General features: G+C 72.6%; 17 protein-coding genes and 1 tRNA gene. 10 read left to right on the top strand and 8 right to left on the bottom strand.

All coding sequences use genetic code 11. The annotated features are described in order from the left end of the window. The first annotated feature begins 12 nt into the window (after positions 1–12). On the top strand, positions 13–828 hold the full coding sequence (locus ACFVT2_RS03010) for a GNAT family N-acetyltransferase (RefSeq protein WP_390011338.1): 816 nt from the start codon (positions 13–15) through the stop codon (positions 826–828). Positions 829–1,020: 192 nt separating this feature from the next. Here ACFVT2_RS03010 and ACFVT2_RS03015 read toward each other — a convergent pair whose 3' ends face one another. After that, the gene (locus ACFVT2_RS03015; RefSeq protein ID WP_390012202.1) at positions 1,021–2,175 is read right to left on the bottom strand and encodes a serine hydrolase domain-containing protein; all 1,155 of its coding nucleotides are present in this window, start codon (positions 2,173–2,175) and stop codon (positions 1,021–1,023) included. Positions 2,176–2,490: 315 nt separating this feature from the next. On the opposite strand from ACFVT2_RS03015, the gene ACFVT2_RS03020 reads away from it, so the two are divergent. The 5 genes from ACFVT2_RS03020 to ACFVT2_RS03040 all read left to right on the top strand — a co-directional run bounded on the left by ACFVT2_RS03020 (position 2,491) and on the right by ACFVT2_RS03040 (position 7,357). Continuing rightward, positions 2,491–2,820, top strand: coding sequence for a DUF427 domain-containing protein (locus tag ACFVT2_RS03020; protein ID WP_390011341.1), 330 nt, complete (start codon positions 2,491–2,493; stop codon positions 2,818–2,820). Positions 2,821–2,959: 139 nt separating this feature from the next. Further along, positions 2,960–4,000 (top strand): metallophosphoesterase family protein, encoded by a 1,041-nt coding sequence (locus ACFVT2_RS03025; RefSeq protein WP_390011343.1) that lies wholly within the window; start codon positions 2,960–2,962, stop codon positions 3,998–4,000. A 96-nt stretch (positions 4,001–4,096) separates the two neighbouring features. Continuing rightward, the gene (locus ACFVT2_RS03030; RefSeq protein ID WP_390011346.1) at positions 4,097–5,536 is read left to right on the top strand and encodes an MFS transporter; all 1,440 of its coding nucleotides are present in this window, start codon (positions 4,097–4,099) and stop codon (positions 5,534–5,536) included. Further along, the gene (locus ACFVT2_RS03035; protein ID WP_390011348.1) at positions 5,533–6,693 is read left to right on the top strand and encodes a hypothetical protein; all 1,161 of its coding nucleotides are present in this window, start codon (positions 5,533–5,535) and stop codon (positions 6,691–6,693) included. Before ACFVT2_RS03030 ends, ACFVT2_RS03035 begins: the two co-directional genes overlap by 4 nt. 109 nt (positions 6,694–6,802) lie before the next feature. Beyond that, a complete protein-coding gene (locus tag ACFVT2_RS03040; RefSeq protein ID WP_390011350.1) occupies positions 6,803–7,357 on the top strand; it encodes a DUF309 domain-containing protein in 555 nt (184 codons plus the stop codon). Between the two features lie 39 nt (positions 7,358–7,396). Here the strand turns inward: ACFVT2_RS03040 and ACFVT2_RS03045 are convergent, their stop codons facing one another. The 6 genes from ACFVT2_RS03045 to ACFVT2_RS03070 all read right to left on the bottom strand — a co-directional run bounded on the left by ACFVT2_RS03045 (position 7,397) and on the right by ACFVT2_RS03070 (position 12,739). Beyond that, positions 7,397–8,362 carry a D-alanyl-D-alanine carboxypeptidase family protein gene (locus ACFVT2_RS03045; protein WP_390011352.1) on the bottom strand — a complete coding sequence of 322 codons (966 nt, stop codon included), beginning with the start codon at positions 8,360–8,362 and terminating at the stop codon, positions 7,397–7,399. 256 nt (positions 8,363–8,618) lie between these two features. After that, positions 8,619–9,842, bottom strand: a complete 1,224-nt coding sequence (locus ACFVT2_RS03050; RefSeq protein WP_390011354.1) for a cytochrome P450 — start codon at positions 9,840–9,842, stop codon at positions 8,619–8,621. A 126-nt stretch (positions 9,843–9,968) separates the two neighbouring features. Beyond that, positions 9,969–11,189 (bottom strand): MAB_1171c family putative transporter, encoded by a 1,221-nt coding sequence (locus tag ACFVT2_RS03055; protein ID WP_390011356.1) that lies wholly within the window; start codon positions 11,187–11,189, stop codon positions 9,969–9,971. Then, positions 11,182–11,754 carry a hypothetical protein gene (locus tag ACFVT2_RS03060; protein WP_390012205.1) on the bottom strand — a complete coding sequence of 191 codons (573 nt, stop codon included), beginning with the start codon at positions 11,752–11,754 and terminating at the stop codon, positions 11,182–11,184. Before ACFVT2_RS03060 ends, ACFVT2_RS03055 begins: the two co-directional genes overlap by 8 nt. A 61-nt stretch (positions 11,755–11,815) precedes the next feature. Continuing rightward, on the bottom strand, positions 11,816–12,322 hold the full coding sequence (locus ACFVT2_RS03065; protein WP_390011358.1) for a helix-turn-helix domain-containing protein: 507 nt from the start codon (positions 12,320–12,322) through the stop codon (positions 11,816–11,818). Between the two features lie 343 nt (positions 12,323–12,665). Continuing rightward, positions 12,666–12,739: transfer RNA gene (locus ACFVT2_RS03070), tRNA-Pro, on the bottom strand. Between the two features lie 174 nt (positions 12,740–12,913). Here ACFVT2_RS03070 and ACFVT2_RS03075 point away from each other — a divergent pair. The 3 genes from ACFVT2_RS03075 (at position 12,914) to ACFVT2_RS03085 (ending at position 15,006) form a co-directional block, all read left to right on the top strand. After that, positions 12,914–13,207 (top strand): YiaA/YiaB family inner membrane protein, encoded by a 294-nt coding sequence (locus tag ACFVT2_RS03075; protein ID WP_390011360.1) that lies wholly within the window; start codon positions 12,914–12,916, stop codon positions 13,205–13,207. A gap of 83 nt (positions 13,208–13,290) precedes the next feature. Beyond that, the gene (locus ACFVT2_RS03080; RefSeq protein WP_390011362.1) at positions 13,291–14,058 is read left to right on the top strand and encodes a transketolase; all 768 of its coding nucleotides are present in this window, start codon (positions 13,291–13,293) and stop codon (positions 14,056–14,058) included. A gap of 45 nt (positions 14,059–14,103) precedes the next feature. Then, positions 14,104–15,006 (top strand): transketolase family protein, encoded by a 903-nt coding sequence (locus ACFVT2_RS03085; protein ID WP_390011363.1) that lies wholly within the window; start codon positions 14,104–14,106, stop codon positions 15,004–15,006. Positions 15,007–15,028: 22 nt separating this feature from the next. Here ACFVT2_RS03085 and ACFVT2_RS03090 read toward each other — a convergent pair whose 3' ends face one another. After that, entirely contained in the window at positions 15,029–15,943 is a 915-nt protein-coding gene (locus ACFVT2_RS03090) for an alpha/beta fold hydrolase (RefSeq protein WP_390011365.1), read from the bottom strand. 169 nt (positions 15,944–16,112) lie between these two features. Between ACFVT2_RS03090 and ACFVT2_RS03095 the strand changes: the two genes are divergently transcribed. Beyond that, positions 16,113–19,334 carry an amidohydrolase family protein gene (locus tag ACFVT2_RS03095; RefSeq protein ID WP_390011367.1) on the top strand — a complete coding sequence of 1,074 codons (3,222 nt, stop codon included), beginning with the start codon at positions 16,113–16,115 and terminating at the stop codon, positions 19,332–19,334. Positions 19,335–19,507: the final 173 nt, after the last annotated feature.

Genomic DNA, 19,507 nt, shown 5'->3' on the forward strand with positions numbered 1-19,507 from the left:
TGATCACCTGTCATGCGTCATCTGCGACCTCCCCCCTCCGATGAACGCGATCTCCTGACCAGGACGGAACGGAACCTGGCCGAGCACGCCTGCCACCTGCACCGGAACCTGGCGGGCGCAACCGTCACCGAGGCCCCTGACCTCCTCGTCGCGGACAGCGGCCTCGCCGACGACACCTTCAACGTCGTCGCCGGGGCCCGCTTCACCCCCGCCACCGCCACTCGCCGGATCGCCGATACCGTGCGGGCGGCGGCCGGGACCGGCCGCCCCTTCTCCTGGTGGGTGGGCCCCGCCTCGACACCGCCGGACCTGGCGGCCCGGCTCGCGGCCACCGGTCTCCCCCCTTCCGCACACGAGACGGCCATGTGGGCCGAACTCGACGACGCTCTCCCTTCCCCCTCCCTTGATCTCCTGGACATCCAGCAGGCGACCACCCCCGAACAGCTCTCGCACTACGCCGCGGTCCTCGCCGCGAACTGGACCCCGCCCGCCGACACCGTCCTCCGCTTCTACGAAGGGGCGGCCCGGCAAGCGCTGGCAGCCGACTCTCCAGCCCGCTTCCTGGTCGGCTACGCGGCCGGCCGCCCGGTCGCTTCGGCCGAGATCTTCCACCACGCCGACGTCGCCGGGATCCACAACATCTGCACCCGGGCCGACCACCGCCGACGCGGATACGGCACTGCCCTCACCCTGGCCGCACTTCACATTGCCCGCGCCATGGGCACCGGCATCGCCGTTCTACAGGCGTCCCCGGACGGCGAACCCGTCTACCGCCGACTGGGCTTCCACTCCTGCGGCCGGTTCACCGAACACCCCCTCACCCCCTGAAATCCGCGAACCGCACGACCGACACGACAGCCACGATCAACGTGACCGGCATGACCAGCACAATCAACGTGACCAGCACGATCACCACGAACCACCAGCATCGCGACCTGCACGACCCAACCGCCGGTCCCCCCTCTCATCAAGGAAGCACAGCAGGAGCGCCGGAAGACACACCCCCCGGGTCCGTCCAGCTCAGCCCTTCGTCAGCGCCTCGCCGACCCGGAGTGTCATCTGGAGCTGGGTGGCGTCCCTGTGGGTCGGGTTGAAGGCGAGCACCGCGCGGCGCTGCTGGTCGCGGGTGGCGATCATGACGGAGGCGTAGCCGTACCGTTCGCCGGTCTTGCCCCAGAGCGTGATGCCGTTCATCGTGACGGTCTGCAGGCCGGCGCCGTACCGGGCCGGGCTGCCGTCGACCATGCGCACGCCGTCGGGCAGGGTGAACATGTGCTCCAGGACAGGTCGCGGTAGCAGCGCGCCGGAGAACAGGGCGGTCTGGAAGCGGTCCAGATCGCCGGTGGTCGATATCATCTCGCCCTCGCCCCAGGCGGATGTCTGGTCGTAAGCGGTGATGTCGAGCAGGCTGCCGTCGGTCATTCTCATGTAGCCGTGCACGTGGGGGCCGTGGATGCGGGGGTCCTTCCCGGGCAGTGAGGTCCGGCGCATACCGAGCGGGTCCAGGATGCGGCTGGCGATCACCTCGCCATAGCGACGACCGGTCAGGCGCTCGATGAGCAGGGCGAGGAGGACGTAGTTCATCCCGCGGTACTCCTGCTTGCTGCCGGGGGTGAACTTCATCGGGCCGTGCGAGATCAGGGAAACCAATTGTTCCGGGGTCCACCTGTCGTAGCGGTGGCGGGCGATGCCTTCGGGGGTGGACAGGTCCGGTGCGCCGTCGCGCGACTCGTCGGGCAGGCCGCTGGTGTGGTTCAGCAGCTGGGTGATGGTGATGGGCGGGAACGCGGGCGGGAGGAGGCCGGGAAGGTAGCGCTGCACGGGCGCGTCGAGCACGAGCCGGTGTTCGGCGGCCAGTTGGAGGACCACCGTGGCGACGAAGACCTTGGTGATGCTGCCGATGCGGAAGGTGTCGTGCTCGCTGATGGGCCGGCCGCTCGCCCGGTCGGCGACGCCGGCGGTGCCGTACCAACGGCCCGCGGAGCCGGTGACCCGGAGCTGGGCGCCGGTGACCTCGGGGTGTGCCAGGTCGGAGAGGGCGGCGCGCAGGGCCGTGACGTCCAGCGGCGGGAGCGGTGCGGGTGGGACCGGTGGTGCCGGCCGGGGCGCCGCGGCGGCGGGGCGCGTCGAGCCGACGGCGGCGAGGGCCGCCGCACCCACCACTGCCGCACCGATGACCGCTCTGCGGGAGAGGTGGGCCGGGCCGGCGGAAGGGACCGAAGCGGGGGACGGAGAGGCGGATGCCGTTACGGAAGTCGTCACGGATGTCGTGTGGGAACTCGCGTGGGAAGTCGTGCGGGAGGTCACCTCAGAGGTCCCGTCGAAAGGCGTGTCTGAAGGCGTGCCCGAAGTCAGGTCTGGCGTCATGTCTGAAGTCATGTTTGACACTGTGCCGATCGCGGGGCGCGCCGGCCTCAGGGATCTCCCTGAACCCACCCGGATGCGACCCTGAGGGTGTACCCATCCGACTCACGAACGGAGATCAGGGTTATGTCCACACAAGGTCACCGCATTGAGATCAAGCACGGCACCGAGCACGTCCGGGTCGTGGTGAACGGGCAGGTGCTCGCCGAGAGCCGGCGACCGCTGCTGCTCTTCGAGACCGGCTGTCCGGTGCGGTACTACCTGCCGCCGGAGGATGTCCGTACCGATCTGCTGACGCCGTCTGCGACCCATACCGTCTGCCCGTTCAAGGGCACCGCTTCCTACTGGTCGTTCGAACAAGGCCCTGAGGACCTTGTCTGGGCCTACCCCGAGCCGCATGCCGAGGTCGCGGAGATCAAGGATCATCTCTGCTTCTACGAGGTGCAGTTGGGGTAGTGGCGGCGGTCCCTTCCGCACCACGAAGCAACGTTAGGAAAGTTTCCTGACAATTATCGTATCGACTTCTTGACGCGTACATGGTGGTCCCTTCAGGATCCCTTGGGACGGCTCCCCCATGCCGATCCAGGAGACGGATATGACGTCCATCCCCCGCGCCGAGCAGCCGATGCGGAAACCGGCGCAGCGCAAGACGGTCATGCAGCGTAAGAAGGTCAAGCAGCACAAGCCGGCCGGGCGGCCGAAGTCCGCGGCTGGCGGCCCCCGTTGGGGCATACCCGCCGCCGCGGGCGCGGCCCTCGCGCTCGTCGGCGGCGTGGCGCTGTGGTCCGCCCCCGGCCGTGCGGACGCCGCGCCGGACCGCGTCCCGGGTGCGCCCGCCGCCGGTTTCACGGCCGTCGCCGCCGGCGACATCGCCGAGCGGTGCACCGCGAAGGACAGCAGCTGCGAGCACGTCAAGACCGCGGCGCTGGTCAAGAAGATCAACCCGGCGTTCGTGCTGACCATGGGCGACAACCAGTACGACGACGCCCGCCTGAAGGACTTCAGGAACTACTACGACAAGACCTGGGGCGCCTTCAAGGACAAGACGCACCCGGTCGCCGGCAACCACGAGACCTACGACCCGGCCGGCGCCCTCGCGGGCTACAAGGCGTACTTCGGCTCGATCGCCTACCCCAAGGGCAAGCCCTACTACAGCTTCGACCAGGACAACTGGCACTTCATCGCGCTGGACTCCAACACCCTGGACTCCGCGGAACTGGCCTGGCTGAAGGCCGACCTGGCCGCCACCGCCAAGAAGTGCGTGGCCGCGTACTGGCACCATCCGCTCTTCTCGTCGGGCGAGCACGGCAACGACCCGGTCAGCCGACCGGTATGGAAGCTACTCCACGACGCCAAGGCCGAGTTGGTCCTCAACGGGCACGACCACCACTACGAGCGGTTCGCCCCTCAGGACCCCGACGGCAAGGCCGACAAGAACGGGATCGTGGAACTCCTCGGCGGAATGGGCGGCGCCCACCCGTACAAGATCGAGGAGGTCCAGCCCAACAGCGAGAAGCGGCTCACCGACACCTTCGGCGTGGTGCGGCTGAACTTCACCGACAACGGCTTCTCCTGGGACCTGATCGGCACGGACGGCGAAACGAAGGACAGCAGCCCGTCCTACCAGTGCCACTGACCGACCGACCGCCTCAAGAGGCCGGGCCGGACCACACGGGCACCCAGGTCCTCCCCTCCTTCCCTCCTCCCCTCCTACACCCACCAGGTCTGATCGATGTATCTCGCGACCACGGACGCGGCCGCGACGGCGAAGGTGACGCGGGGCCGCGTCGGCGGGCCGGTACTGGCCCTCGGCGCGGTCAGCCTGGTCACCGACGTCTCCTCCGAGATGGTAACCGCCGTGCTGCCCCTCTACTTCGTCCTCCAACTGGGTCTCTCCCCACTACAGTTCGGCTTCCTCGACGGCCTCTACAACGGCGTCACCGCGCTCGTCCGGCTGCTCGGCGGACGCGCCGCCGACCGCGGTGGCCGGCACAAACTGGTCGCCGGAGCCGGTTACGCCCTGTCCGCGCTCTCCCGGCTGGGGCTACTGCTCGCCGGCGGCGGCACCCTGGGCATCGGTGCGGCGCTCGCCGCGGACCGCGTCGGCAAGGGCGTCCGCACCGCCCCGCGCGACGCCCTGATCTCGCTCAGTGCGCCGCCGGACGCGCTCGGCCGGGCCTTCGGCGTCCACCGGGCGATGGACACCACCGGCGCCCTCCTAGGGCCGCTCGCCGCGTTCGCGCTCCTCTGGGCCACCGCCGACGCGTACGACGCGGTGTTCGTGGTCAGCTTCTGCGTGGGGCTGCTCGGGGTGCTGCTGCTCGTCGCCTTCGTCCCGGGGAGCGCCGCCCTGCCGGCCCACCACCAGGAGCCGCATCCCGTGCCCCGCTCCCAGGGTCGGTTGCTCGCCCCGCTCCGCGATCCCGTCTTCCGGCGCATCTGCACGGCGGCGGGACTACTGGGCGCGGCGACCATCGGGGACGCGTTCCTGTACCTGCTGCTACAGCGCCGGCTGGACTTCGCGGTGAGCTGGTTCCCGCTGCTGCCGCTGGGCGCCGCAGCGGTCTACCTCCTGCTCGCCGTGCCGGCCGGCCGCCTCGGGGACCGGATCGGCCGCCGGATCCCGTTCCTGTGCGGGCACGCGGCGCTGCTCGGTGGCTATCTGCTCTTCCTGGCCACCGATGCGGGGCCGGTGCTCCTGGTGGGCGTCCTGCTGCTGCTCGGTGTTTTCTACGCGGCCACCGACGGGGTGCTGATGGCGCTGGCCGGACCGGTACTGCCGGCCACCCACCGGGCGAGCGGGATGGCGCTGCTCCAGACGGGCCAGGCACTGTGCCGGCTGCTGGCCGCGGCGGGCTTCGGCGCCGCCTGGACGCTGTGGGGCACCGGCCCGGCCCTGGTCACCGCCGCCCTCGCGCTGGCCGCGGCACTGGCGGCCGCCACCGTCCTCCTCCCCGGCCGGGCGGGGCGCGGCCCGGCCGGCCCCGGGCACCCCGGCGCCCAGCAGCCGAGCCCCGCCCCGCCCGCGGAAGACCCGTCCTCGGAAGGCCCAGACCCGGAAAACCCGGACCCGGACGGCCCGGATCCGCAAGACCCGGATCACACCGGCCCACCCCCGGAGCGCCCCGGCCCGGAGGCCCCCCACCCCGAAAGGCGACCGTTGCGCCCATGACCCGCCCGAGTCCCGCGGACCACCCCGACCATCCCCCGCACGGGTCCCCCGAGACCCGCATGACCCCCGAGGCACACGAGGCGCACGAGGCGCACGAGGCGCACAAACCCTCCGCGCCCCACCAGCCCCCACCCCTCTCCGCTCGTCCCCGCCGGGCCCGGATCCTCGCCGTCGTGACCGCGGGGACACTGCTGGCCGCCGTCGCCGTCGGCTACACCCTCGCCTCCGCCCGGCGCGCCCAACCGACCGACACCGCCTCGGCCTTCGGCCTCGACCACGGGCGGCTGTACTTCCGCAGTACGGGCGCGGGGTCCGGCCGCGTGGCCAGTCTGCCCGCCCCGGCTCCCGGGGGAGGCACGCGCGGCCCGGCGCCCGGGGACGACCGGCGCACCACCGGCGGACCCGTCTGCGAGCGCTTCCACGCAGCCGCCGGCACCGGTCTCTGTCTCCAACGGCGCCCCGGCATTCCGCCCAGGTCGTACGCGGTCGTCCTGGATGATCGGCTCCGCGAGCGGCGCCGGATCGCGCTCACCGGCATCCCCAACCGGGCCCGGGTCTCGGCCTCCGGGCGGATGCTGTCCTGGACCATGTTCGCCACCGGCGACTCCTACGCGACCACGTCGTTCTCCACCCGGACCTCCATCCTGGACACCCGCTCCGGCTACCTCATCAAGAACATCGAGGAGATCCCGCTCACCCTCGGCGGTCGCCGGTACCACTCCCCCGACGTCAACTACTGGGGCGTGACCTTCGCCCGCGACGACAACCTCTTCTACGCGACCGTCTCGACCCACGGGAAGACGTATCTGGTCCAGGGCGACCTGCGGACCTGGGCGGCGCACACCGTCCGCGAGAACGTGGAGTGCCCCTCGCTGTCGCCCGACAACACCCGCCTCGCCTTCAAGAAGCGGGTCCGGGCGGGTCCCTCCGATCCATGGCGGCTGCACGTCCTGGACCTGCGGACCCTGCGGGAACACCAGGTCGCCGAGACCCACAGCGTGGACGACCAGGCCGCCTGGCTGGACGACCGCACCCTGGCGTACGCGTTGCCCGGCCGGGACGGGCGGCGGAGCGACGTCTGGACCGTCCCGGCGGACGGCGGCGGGGCACCGTCCCTCCGGGTGCCGGACGCGTCCTCCCCGGTCCGCGTCCCCTGACACCGCTCGTGGGCCGCCGGTGGGCCCTCCACCGCCGATTTCGGGGCCGCCGGCCGCCTCCCGGTGACCCCGCGGCGACGGCGACCGTCCCACGGCGCACAATCGAAGGGTGAATGCCCCGGAGGACCACCGACACACCACCCGGTACGAGGAGGGCGGTGCCCCCGCATCCCTCTCCCGTGACCGCGACGAGCAGGGCCGGGCCCGTAACGCCCGACCCCGGGACGGGCTTGGCCGGCCGCTGCCCTACGGATCGCCGGGGGTTGCCCGGCAGCCCGAGGGGGTGCCGCGGACGCCCGATGAGGCACTGACCGAGGCGCAGCGGCTGCTGGACGCCGGGATGCCGTTCCACGCCCACGAGGTCCTGGAGGACGCGTGGAAGGCCGCTCCGGAGGCCGAGCGGCAACTGTGGCGCGGGCTGGCGCAGCTGGCCGTGGGGCTCACGCACGCGGCGCGCGGCAATGTCACGGGGGGTGCGGCACTGCTGGGACGGGGTGCGGCGGCACTCGCCCCGTATGCCACGGCCGCCCCGTACGGCATCGACGTCGACGGACTGACGGCCTGGGCACGGGACCTGACCGGCACTCTGGCCGGGGTCCCGGCGAACGGGGCGGCCGGTACGGTCTCCGCCTCCGGGGCGGCTCCCCGGCTGCGCGCCGGTTAGGCGGTCGGCCGGGGCCGTGGCCCGGAGGGTCGGCCGGCGTCACGATTCGTCGTCATCCGCGTCGTCGGAGCCGCTGCGGCCGGCCGGTTCGGAGCGCGTCACGGTGTTGAAGCCCCAGTCCAGCAGCGCGCCCGCTTCCTTGTAGACGCCGTTGGCCTCGCCCGACTGGGGGTTGAGCACGGTGGCGATCAGGGTGTGGCCGTGGCGACGGGCGGCGGCGACGAGGGTGTTGCCGGCTTTGCTGGTGTAGCCGTTCTTGACGCCGATGACGCCGGGATAGCGGGACAGGCCGTGCGAGCCGACCAGCATCCGGTTGGTGTTCTCGATCTGGACGGTGCCGCCGCCGGCCGCCGGGAACCCGGCGCGGGTGGTGGAGCAGTAGCGGGCGAAGTCGTCGTTGGCGAGGCCGGCGCGGGCGAAGACCGTCAGGTCGAAGGCGGAGGACACCTGGCCGGGGGCGTCGTAGCCGTCCGGGGACTTCACGGTGGTGTCGCGGGCGCCGAGCCGGCGGGCGGTCTGCTGCATCTCCTGGGCGGTGGCCGACCAACCGCCGTTCATGGCGGAGAGGACGTGCACCGCGTCGTTGCCGGAGCGCAGGAAGACGCCGCGCCACAGGTCGGCGACGGTGTAGCGCTGCCCTTGGCGGACGCCGACGACGCTGCTGCCTGCGCCGAGGCCGGCGAGGTCGGCGGCGCTGACCTGGCGCACCCGACCGGACGAGAACTTGGGCAGCACGGTGACCGCGAAGAGGGTCTTGAGGGTGCTGGCCGGGGCGAGTCTGCGGTGGGAGTTCTTGGCGGCCAGCACCTTGCCGGTGTCGGCGTCGGCGACCATCCAGGCGAGGGCGCTGAGGCCGCCGGGCAGATGCCGGGCGGGGGTCGCGGCCTGACGTCCCGTCGGTGCGGCGGGACGAGCATCGGCCGGTATGGGGCTCAGGGACACTCCGGCGGCGGCGATCAGTGCCAGCGCACCGGCCTTCTTGGACACAAGCGCGTCAAATGCCATGGGGTCACGCTAAGGAGGGCTGGCGGTGGGCGCAGCGCAAGTGCGCCAGACGGGCCACGGGGTGGTGGTGCGGTCGGCGTGTCGCAAGGCGTACGCAGTCGCAAAGCCAGCCACAAGGCATTCGCAAAGTCAGCCACGAAGGAAGTCACACAGAAGGACCCGCCCGGTGCGACGGGGGATGCACACCGGGCGGGTCACAGGACTTTTCTACCGCATGACCGAAGGGTTACGCATCAAAAACTTGTGCGTTCCCGGATTACCAGGCCACGGGCAGCGAAATCAGGCCACGCGCCCGGATTGTCCGACGGTGCCGCACTTCGTCCCGCGGAGCGTCGAGACGTAGCCCGGGAAAGCGGCTGATGAGGGCGCCGATGGCGACCTCCGCCTCCATACGGGCCAGCGGCGCGCCGAGGCAGTAGTGGATGCCGTGCCCCAGGGCGAGGTGGCCGGAGAGGTCACGCGTCGGGTCCAGCCGGTCCGGGTCGGGGAACCTCTTCGGGTCGCGGTTCGCGGAAGCGATCGAGAGCAGCACGCTCTCGCCGGCGGGGATGCGGACCCCGCCGATCTCCAGGTCCTCGACGGGGAAGCGGCGGATGGCCAGGGAGGCCGGCGGGTCGTAGCGGAGGAACTCCTCGACGGCGGCCGTCAGTTCGGCTGGATTTCGGCGCAACGCGGCGAGTTGTTCGGGATGGTCGAGGAGGGAGAGGACGGCGTTGCCGATGAGTTGGACGGTGTTCTCGTAGCCGGCGAAGAGGATCAGGAAGGCGAGGGAGGTCAGTTCGTCCTCGCTGAGCCGGTCGGCGCCCGGCCCGTCCGCGGTGTCGTCGCGCACCGCGATCAGATCCGAGAGCAGGTCGTCACCGGGCTCGGCGCGCTTGGCGGCGATCAGCCCGGTGTAGAACTCCAGCATCGCGCCGATCGCCTCCTTCATCGCCTGCGGGCGGCTGGGGTCGGGCGTGATGAGCGCGTCCGACCAGGCCAGGAAGTCGCGTCGGTGCTCGGCAGGGATGCCGAGCAGATCGCAGATGACGGTGATCGGCAGCGGCCCGGCGTAGTCCGTGACGAGTTCCGCTCGACCCTGCGCGGCCATGGCGTCCAGCAGGTCGTCGGCGATCCGCTGCATGGGGGCGCGCAGCGCTTCGACCCGCCCCGGGGTGAATGCCTTGACGACCAGGCGGCGGATCCGGGTGTGGTCCGGCGGGTCCATGTTGAGGAGGTTGGCGTCGAGGGCGGGCGGCAGGGAGAAGCCGCGGTAATTGCCCGGGGCCGCGTGCCGTTTGTCGAGCGAGAGCCGGGCGTCGGCCAGGGCGCTGCGGACGTCGTCGTAACGGGTGACCAGCCAGGCGGGCTGTCCGTCGGTGCCGGCGATCCGGTGCACCGGGCCGGCTTCGCGGAGTGCGACGCAGGCGGCGTACGGGTCGTCCAGGAGGGGCGTGGTGTCCAAGGGAGCGTCGGGGCCGGTCTCGGCGGTGTTCTGCATGGCCCCCGAGCCTAGATCACCAACGGTGGAGCGCCGGGCGGCACCGGCCACGTGGGTCGGTGCCGCCGTGCGCGGTGCGGGAGGCCCGGACCCCCGTACCGGGCCACCCCGTCTGCGGCGTTGCGGTCAGCTGCGCATGGTGGCGCTGCGCTGTCGCAACTCGGTGAGCACGGTCTCGATCAGCGGCGAGTGGTAGACGTCCGCGACCAGTGCCAAGTGCTCGTATTCGGCGGCGAGTTCGGTGGCGTCCCGGCCGTCGGCGACCACCACGCTGTCGGCGCCGTGGACCGGGACGTGGCCCACCGCGCGGTTCTCCAGGCCGCGTCGGAGGGCCGCCGCCTCGGCGACCGCGGCCAGTTGTCCGTCGTCCAGGGAGACCGCGCGGGCGCGTTCGAGGACGATGTCGATGGCGTCGGACTCCACGTGGCGGCGGATACCGCGCTGCACGTCGCGGATCTCGGCCATCTGACGGTTGGCGCGCCACTCCAGGTCGGCGAAGGGCCAGCGTCCGGACCACCGGGAGCCGTCCATGGTGACCTCGGGGGTCTGTGCGGTGACGGTCCGCCAGAGGGGCGTCAGGCGGCGCAGTCGGCGCCACGCCGCGACCCGGGGGCCGGCCGCGGGCAGACTGAAGCCGGCGAGGACGAGGATCGCGGCGACCGAAGCACTGAGCGGGGCAACGCCGTTGGAGAGCCAGAGCGCCGGGTGTCCGGTCCATGACAGGACGAAGCCGATGACCTTGCAGGCGCAGTAGACCAGGCCGAGCCAGCAGCCGGCGGCCAGCACCCGCAGCCCGCGGGCCAGCCACGAGCCGCCGAGCCGGGCGGCGTAGCGCGGGCAGAGCGTCCCCAGGCCCGCCAAACTCGCCCCGAAGATGGCCAGATACAGCACCAGGAAGAGCATCACGCCGGGTGCGTCGGTGTAGGCGGTACTGAAGTCCCGGGGGTGTTCCACGGCGTCCGGGCGTCCGACGGCGAAGCCGGTGACGGCCACCGCCCACAAGAGCGCCACCACGCCGACCGCCAGCCGCGCCCTGGTCCGCGCGCGGGTCCGGGCCGCCTCGCCCTCGCCCGCCGTCCACCGGAGCAGCAGCACCAACGCGCCGGCGGCGAAGACCACGACGGAGGAGTAGAGGAAGACCATGGCGAGGTTGGCGACGCCGACCAGCCGGTCGAATCCCCGGTAGAGGCTGGGCGCGGAGAAGAGGAAGACCGTGGCCACCCCGCCGGTCATCAGGCAGGCGAGCCCGAGATCGGTGTTGGAGCGGTCGCGGAACCAGGCAACCGCCTTGTAGGCCACCAACGCCCAGGCTGCGGCCCCGAAGCAGAGGTAGACGACGTCAAACACCGGCTTCCTCCTCGGGTCCGGTGACCTCCTGCTGGCGGCGGATGTGCTGGAGCGCCGGCCCCAACGCCGCCGCGACCTCGGCGGCCGGCCCCTCCAGCGGGAGTTCCCGCTCCACCGTGGAGGGCACCACGCGCTCCATCAGGAGCGTGCCGAGCACCTCGGTCTCCCGCTCGGCGAGGTTGTCGTAGCCGTGGTGCCGGGCGAAGCCCATGGTCAGGCCCATGCGTCGCATGGCGGTGGCGACGTCGACGGACGGCGTCCATATCCGCAGCGCGTCCTCGGTGACGGCCGGGTCCTGGGCGTGCCCGAGGAGGAGGTGGCTGAGTTCGTGCAGCACGATGTGGGTCTGGTGCCAGGCGGAGGTCTTGAGTTCGTAGAAGACCCAGTAACCGTCGTCCGTAGTGGCGGTCATGCCGGAGACCACCCCGCCCAGGCTCATCGGCACGAGGTGGACGGGCCGTTCCACCCGTGCCGCGACGATGTCGCAGATCCCCCGCAGATCGGTCGAGGCGGGCAGCCGCAGCTCCTTGATGAGCTGCTTGCACCGCCTGCGCATCTGCCCCACTCGCATGCTCGTCCCGTCCTCGTGTCCGGCCCGCCGCCAGGTAGTGAAGATCCGGTCGCGCTCAGCGGTCCGTATCGGGCCGTGCGCCACGCCGATCACCACCCTGGTCCGGCGGGCCGTCCGGCAGGTTCATCTGCTGGCGGAACTGGGAGATGATCGTCGTCAGGCTGTCCTGTACTTCCGGGGGCAGCCCGACCGAGCGCAGTGCGATGGCACGCACCCGCTGGTCCCGCATGGCGGCGAGGAACCGGACCTCCTCCTCCACCCGCGCGGCCTGCGGCTGCGAGAGGTCCCCCAGCAGGTACCCGACCGGTACTGCGAAGAACTTCGCCAGCGCGCGCAGGAGTTCGGGGCCCGGGTTCGTCCGCCGGCCGTTGCGCAGCATCGACAGGTACTGCTCGGTGACCTTGACCCCGCCGTACTCCGCCGTCCCGTGGCTGATCTCGTCGGCCACGTGGGCGTTGGTGTACGGGGCGCCCGGTGGGTGCATGTGCGCGAAGAGGTGGTTGAGCCGTTCCGCGAGCACGCTGCCCTCCCCCTTGGGCCGGCTGTCGCCCCCCACTGCCATTCCCCCGTTCGTCGGGCCGGCCCAACGAGCAGTTAAGGCCGTCGAAGCTACGTCCACATCCTGACACGACGAGAACGCGCCGCACCAGTCCACATACGGACAGTGAGGAAGACCGGACTTAACCGCGAGTTGAGTGATGCGACAACAACTGTGGGTGCACCGGTCGGGCCGCACGACGGGGAGAGGCGAACGCACGGATCGCACGGATCGCACGGATCGCCTGAGTCACCTGGATCACCTGGAGAGCAGACGGACGCCAGAGGCACGCCGCGGCACCGGAGAACAACACGGAAAGGCCGTGTCGGATAATTCCGACACGGCCTTCGACTCACGTTTCCGTAAGTCGGGACGACAGGATTTGAACCTGCGACCCCTTGACCCCCAGTCAAGTGCGCTACCAAGCTGCGCCACGTCCCGATGCCCGATGCTCCGGGGATTTCCCCGGGCGGTCGTGCACGAGAACAATACCGCATGTCAGAGGGTCCGCGTTGCCAATTCCCGGCCGGGGCGGGCGACGGGGCAGGTGGCGGGGCGGCCGGGATGAGTACTCGTACTCATGCGGCGGCGTCACCGTGCGGCCACGCTACGCGCATGACTACTCCCTCGATTCAGCGGCCGACGACCACGGCTTTCTTCGTACAGGCCGCGCTCTCGTTCGGGCTGTCGCTGGTGGCGCTGGCGATCGGGATCATCAAGCTGCCGGTGGGCCCCTGGGAGCGCGGGTTCCTCGCGCTGGGGCTGGTCTTCGTGGTCTCGTCGGCGTTCACCCTGGCCAAGTGCGTCCGCGACAAGCAGGAGGCCACGGAGGTAACCAACCGGGTGGACAAGGCCCGGATCGACAAGCTCCTCATCGAGCAGGACGCCTTCACGCCGGGCCAGATCTGATTCCGGCCACCGCGGGCCCCGGGTCGCCGATCCGCGGCCCGCACCTTGACCTCAAGTCTGCTTGAGGTTGCAAGCTCCGTGGCATGACGATCACAGCGACGGACAGCGCCGTGGACGCCCCTCTGCGCGGCGCCCACGGATTCGGTGAACTGCCCCGCCTGATGGGGCTGATGACCGGCGACGAGAAGCACGGCCCGGCGGCCACCTCCACCCTCGACGCCCTCTGGGTCCTCTACGACCGGGTACTGCGGGTCTCCCCCACCACCGCCACCGCCCCCGATCGGGACCGCTTTCTGCTCTCCAAGGGCCACGGCCCGATGGCCTACTACGCGGTACTGGCCGCCAAGGGCTTCTTCCCCACCGACTGGCTGCCGGCCTTCGGCTCGTACGACTCGCCGCTCGGCCACCATCCCGACCGGACCCTGGTGCCCGGCGTCGAGATCGGCAGCGGATCGCTCGGGCACGGATTGCCGCTCGCCGTCGGCACGGCACTGGGGCTGCGCGCCCAGGGCCGCACCGAACCGGCCGTCTGGGTGTTGATCGGCGACGCCGAACTCGACGAGGGCAGCAACCACGAGGCGATCGCCTACGCCGGCCCGGCCGGCCTGGACCGGCTGCACACCCTCGTCATCGACAACTCCTCGGCCACCCACGGCTGGCACGGCGGGATCGCCTCCCGCTTCGCGGCCGCCGGCTGGTCCGCGACGACCGTGGACGGCCGCGACCACCAGGCGCTCTACGAGGCGTTCCGCGCCCCGCACCCGGGCCGACCGCACGCGGTGGTCGCCCGCGTCGAGCCCAAGCAGCCCAAGAGCCCCGAGGCTCCCGAGAACGCCGAGAACGCCGCCTGACCGCGGTTCTTCGCCAACGACCCGTATTGCGAGAGGAATTCAGTGATGGACACCATGCGTGAGCGTTTCGCCGCGGTCACCTCGCGGCTGCTGGACGAGGACCCGCGGCTGGCCGTGGTGCTGGCCGATATCGGCGTCGACGGCTTCGCGGGCGCGGCCCGGCGGCACCCCGAGCGGGTGGTGAACGTCGGCATCCGCGAGCAGTTGCTGGTCGGTGTCGGCGGCGGGCTGGCGCTGGCCGGGCTGCGGCCGGTGCTGCACACCTTCGCCAGCTTCCTGGTGGAGCGGCCCTTCGAGCAGCTCAAGTTGGACTTCGGTCACCAGGGCACCGGCGGTGTGCTGGTGAGCGCCGGTGCCTCCTACGACTGGCCGAGCGGTGGCTTCACCCATATGGCGCCGGGCGATGTGGCGCTGCTGGACACCCTCGACGACTGGACGGTGCACGTGCCCGGCCATCCGGACGAGGCCGAGGTGCTGCTGCGCAACGCCGCGGCGGCCGGCGACGACAAGGTGTACGTGCGGCTGTCCGTACAGGTCAACGAGGCGCCGCGGCCGGTTGCCGGAGCGGGGTTCGTGGCGCTGCGGGAGGGCCGCCGCGGGGTGGTGGTCGCCGTCGGCCCGATGCTGGACGCCGTACTGGCGGCCACCGAGGGGCTGGACGTGACCGTGCTCTACGCGACGACCGTGCGGCCCTTCGACGGCCGGGCGCTGCGGGCCGCCGCCGACGCCGCCGGCTCCTCGGACGTGGTGCTGGTCGAGCCGTACCTGGCCGGCAGCTCCACCCGGTACGCCGGCGACGCGTTGGCGGACCGGCCGCACCGGGTGCTGGGGCTGGGGGTCGGCCGCGGCGAACTGCGCCGCTACGGGCAGCTCGACGAGCATCTGGCGGCGCACGGGCTCGACCCGCGGGGCCTGCGGGCCCGCGTCACCGGGTTCCTGGGCGCGTAGGCCCGGCCCGGTGGCGGGCGGGTCAGAGGTGTTCGGCGAGCCAGGACAGCAGGTCGTCCTGGACCTCGTCGCGGTGGGTCTCGTTGAGGATCTCGTGGCGGGCGTCCGGGTAGGCGCGCCAGGTCAGGTCGCGGATGCCGAGGTAGCGGAAGTCCTCCAGGAGTTCGTGGACCAGGGTCATCCGCTGGTGGCAGGGGTCCTGGTCGCCGACCGCGACGTGGATCGGCAGGCCGCGGGGGATCCGGGCGAGGTGGGCGGGGTCGTTCACCTTGCGGATGGCGCGTACCCAGTCGAGGACCAGGCCGGCGCAGAACGGGAAGCCGCAGTCCTCGTCGGCGGCGTAGCGGTCGACCTCGGCGGGGTCGCGGGAGAGCCATTCGTAGCCGGTGCGGTGCGCGAAGGCGTCGTTGAAGGAGCCGAAGGCGCGGGGGATGAAGGGGGAGAGGTGGGCCCGGCCGTGTGCCGCGATCTCGGCCTCCAGTTGGGCCGCGGCGGCGTCGATGTCGAGGCTCGGCAGGGTGCGGAAGGCGCCGGTGAGGATCAGCCCGGCGAGGTCGGCGCCGTATTCCTGGGCGTAGTCGCGGGCCAGCATCGCCCCCATGCTGTGGCCGAGGAGGACGAGGGGGAGGCCCGGGTGGGCGGCGGCCGCGCGGTCGCCGATGCCCTTGAGGTCGCTGACGATGGCCCGCCAGGCATCTTCGCCGGTCACCCCGCGGCCGCCGGTGGAGGCGGCGGTGGCGCCGTGGCCGCGGTGGTCGGAGGCGAGCACGGCGTAGCCGTGGCCGGTCAGGAAGCGGGCGAAGCGGTCGTAGCGGCGGGCGTGTTCGGCGGCGCCGTGGGCGATCTGGACCAGGGCGCGCGGGGTGCCGGTCTCCGGGAGCCAGGTGTAGGTGGCGATGCGGGCGCCGTCGGGGGCCTGGTGGACGTCCTGCTGCATGGTGCTCTCCTGGGGCGGGCGATTCGTCGGTCGGGCCCACTCTGGCCCGCCGGGCGGCACGGGGCCACGGGGCGCGCGTGGCGGAGATGGTCGGCGGCCCGTGCGGCGTGACACGATCAGGCGGTTCTGTGCCGGCACTGTGCCGCAACCCCCTTTCGCAGGAGGATCGTTGGACACCGCAGACCGCCCCGAGCACGCTCCGATCCCGCGTTCGCCGCTCTCCCGCCGCAGATTCCTCCAGGGCACCGCTTCGGCCGCCGCGGCCGGTCTGGCGGGCGTCGCCGCGCCCACGGCCGCGGCCCTGTCGACCGCACCGGCCGGCGCCCCGTCCGCCGGTGCGCCCGTGGTGCTGTCCTTCACCGGCGCCACCAATGGCGCGGCCACCCTCGCGCCGTCCGGTGACCGACTGGTCGCCGAGGTGCAGAACGTCCTGTGGTCGCTGCCCCGCGCCGGCGGCGAGGCACGGGCGCTGACCCCACCCGATCTGGAGCCCACCCGTCCGGTGTACTCCCCCGACGGCCGCCGGCTCGCGGTCTGCGCCTACCGGGGCGGCAACTTCCACCTGTGGGCGCTGACCCCGGACGGCTCGGGCCTGACGCAGTTGACCGACGGCCCGTGGGACGACCGGGGGCCGGCCTGGTCGCCCGACGGGACCCGGCTCGCGTTCGCCTCGGAGCGCGGCGGCGACGCGGTGAGTGGCAGCCCGTACCGGATATGGGTGCTGGAGGTGGCGTCCGGGCGGCTGACCCGGGTGACCGGTGTGCCCGGTCAGGACGGGCCCCATCAGGGCGGTGCCTGGGAGGACTTCGATCCCTGCTGGTCGCCGGACGGCGCCCGGATCGTCTTTGTGCGGGGCCGGCTGGACGGCGCCGCGCTGGTCTCCCGGACGGTGGCGTCGGTGGCCGCCGACGGGCGGGGCGCGGTGCGCACCGAGCACACGGAGACCGTCGCGGCGCAGGTGATGGTGCCCGCGCTGTCGCCCGCCGGGCGGTTGGCGTATCTGCGCACCACCGACTATCCGGGGCCGACCTGCACGCTGGTCGTGGACGGTGCGGTGGTGGCGGTGGGCGGCGATGTGGAGCCGGTGCCGCCGCGCTGGGTGTCGCGGGACGAGCTGCTGGTGACGGTCGGCGGGGAGTTCCGGATCGTCCGGCCCGATGCGCCCGAGCGGGCCGAGACGATCCCGTTCACCGCGCGCCTGCCGCTGGACCGGCCGCGGTACCGCGTCAAGGACTACGGCTTCGAGCGCACGGCGGCCGGCCCGGTCCGCGGGATCCACCTGCCGGCGCTCTCCCCGGACGGCCGCCGGGTCGCCTTCGCCGCGCTCAACTCGCTGTGGGTGGCGCCCACTTCCGGCGGCGGTGCCCCGCGCCGGATCAGTCGGGCCGCGGCCACCCGCTACGTGCTCGCGCCGAGTTGGTCCCGGGACGGTCGGGCGCTGGTGTACGCGGACGACCGGGACGGGCTGTTCGCGGTGCGCCGCCGGGAGGTGGACTCCGGTGCGGAGACGGTGTTGGCGTCCGGCGGGCGGGTGCAGCCGGCGCTGTCGCCGGACGGCGGGCGGCTGGCCGCGCTGGACATGGCGGGCAACCTCGTCGTGCGGACTTTGGCGGACGGATCGGAGAAGGTGCTGGCCGCGCCGATGGGGGCGGGCGGGCTGCCGGGCCGGCCCAGCTGGTCGCCGGACGGCCGCCGTCTGGCGCTGTGCGACCGCAATCGGCTCAACCGTCGGTTCCGCGAGGGCTACAACGTCATTCGGATCGTCGACGCGGAGACCGGGAAGGACCGGCTTCATCAGGTCGCTGAGCACGTTTCGATCGCGGACCGCTACGACTCCGGGCCGGTGTGGTCGCCGGACGGGAAGTGGCTGGCGCTGATCGCCGAGTCGGCGCTGTGGGTGCTGCCGGTGCGGCCGGACGGCACGCCGGACGGTGCGCCGCGGCAGCTGACCGAGGAGGCCGCGGACCATCCGTCGTGGTCCGGGGACTCCGGGACGCTGCTGTACCTCTCGGCGGGGAAGCTGCGGCTGGTCCCGGTGTCCGGCGGTCCGGCCCGGACCGTTCCGGTCACGCTGGAGCAGCGGCCGGCGCGCGCCCGGGACACCGTGGTGCACGCGGGCCGGTTCTGGGACGGCACCGGCGAAACGGTGCGGGAGGACGTCGACGTGGTGGTCCGGAACGGGCGGATCACGGCGGTGGAGCCGTACCGGGCGTCCCGGGCCGGCACCGCCCGCCGGGTGGACGCCGCGGAGCGGACCGTGCTGCCGGGGCTGTGGGACGCCCACACGCACCCCTGGCAGACGACGTACGGCGGGCGGCAGACCGCGCTGCAACTCGCGTACGGCATCACCACCACGGTGTCCTGCGGCGGCTTCTCGTACGAGCAGGCGCGGCTGCGGGAGGCGCTGGCCGCCGGGGTGCTGGCCGGTCCGCGGCTGCTGACCTGCGGTGAGCTGTTGGACGGCGGGCGGGTGGCGTACAGCATGGGGCGGGCGCACCGTACCGAGGCGGGGCTGCGGCGGTCGTTGGCCCGGGGTGCGGCGCTGGACTGGGATTTCGTCAAGACCTATGTCCGGGCGCCGGGTTGGGTGATGGCGGAGGCGGCCCGCTTCGCGCACGACCGGCTCGGGGTGCGCTCGGGGAGTCACCTGCTCACCCCCGGGGTGCAGGTGGGCCAGGACCTGACGACCCATCTACAGGCCACCCAGCGGCTGGAGTTCGGGCATGCGGTGTCCGGTTCGGGCCATGCGTACCAGGACGTGGAGAACGTCTACACGGCCGGCGGGCTGCACATGCTGGCCACGCCGTTCTCGGCGTCGCCGCTGATCGGGGAGGATCCGGCGCTGGCCGAGGACGTGCGGGTGAGCCGGCTGATGCCACCGTGGGACAGCGCGGTGGTCCGGGAGAACGCCGGACACCGGCCGACGGCGGCGCAGTTGGCCGACATCGGGATCGAGGTGGATGTCTACCGGCGGATCCTGGACGGTGGCGGGCTGGTGGCGCTGGGGACGGACCAGCCGCTGGTACCGGTGGGGCTGTCGCTCCATCTGGCGTTGCGGGCGCTGCACCGGGGCGGGTTGAGCGTCGTACAGGCGCTGCGCACCGCGACGGTGCTGCCGGCCCGGGTGTTCGGTGCGGAGCGTGATCTGGGGACGCTGGAGGTGGACAAGCTCGCCGACATGACGTTGGTGGACGGCGATCCGTTCCGCGATCTCACCGCGCTGGTGCGGACCTCGGCGGTGCTCAAGGGCGGGCGGCTGTTCGAGCAGCGGGCGCTGGTGGAGTCGTTCCCGGCGCCCGGCGGGCCGGCGGTGCGCGCGGCGGCGGGTACCGACTGGCTGGAGGTGGGACGGCAGCAGCGCCGCGAGTCCTGCTGCGGCACCGGGCACTGACGGCCGGGGAGACGTGGGGTGGCGCGGTTCCGGGCGGCCCGGAACCGCCCCACCCAGCAAGGTTGGGGCGGGGGGGGGGGGGGGCAAACCCCCCCCCCCCCCCCCCGGCGGGCCCCCCCGGCGCGCCCCGCGCCCCCCCCCCCCCCCCCCCCCCCCCCGCCGCCCCCCCCCCA

The sequence above is a fragment of the Streptomyces sp. NPDC058000 genome (assembly GCF_042886435.1).
Taxonomy (GTDB): Bacteria; Actinomycetota; Actinomycetes; order Streptomycetales; family Streptomycetaceae; genus Streptomyces.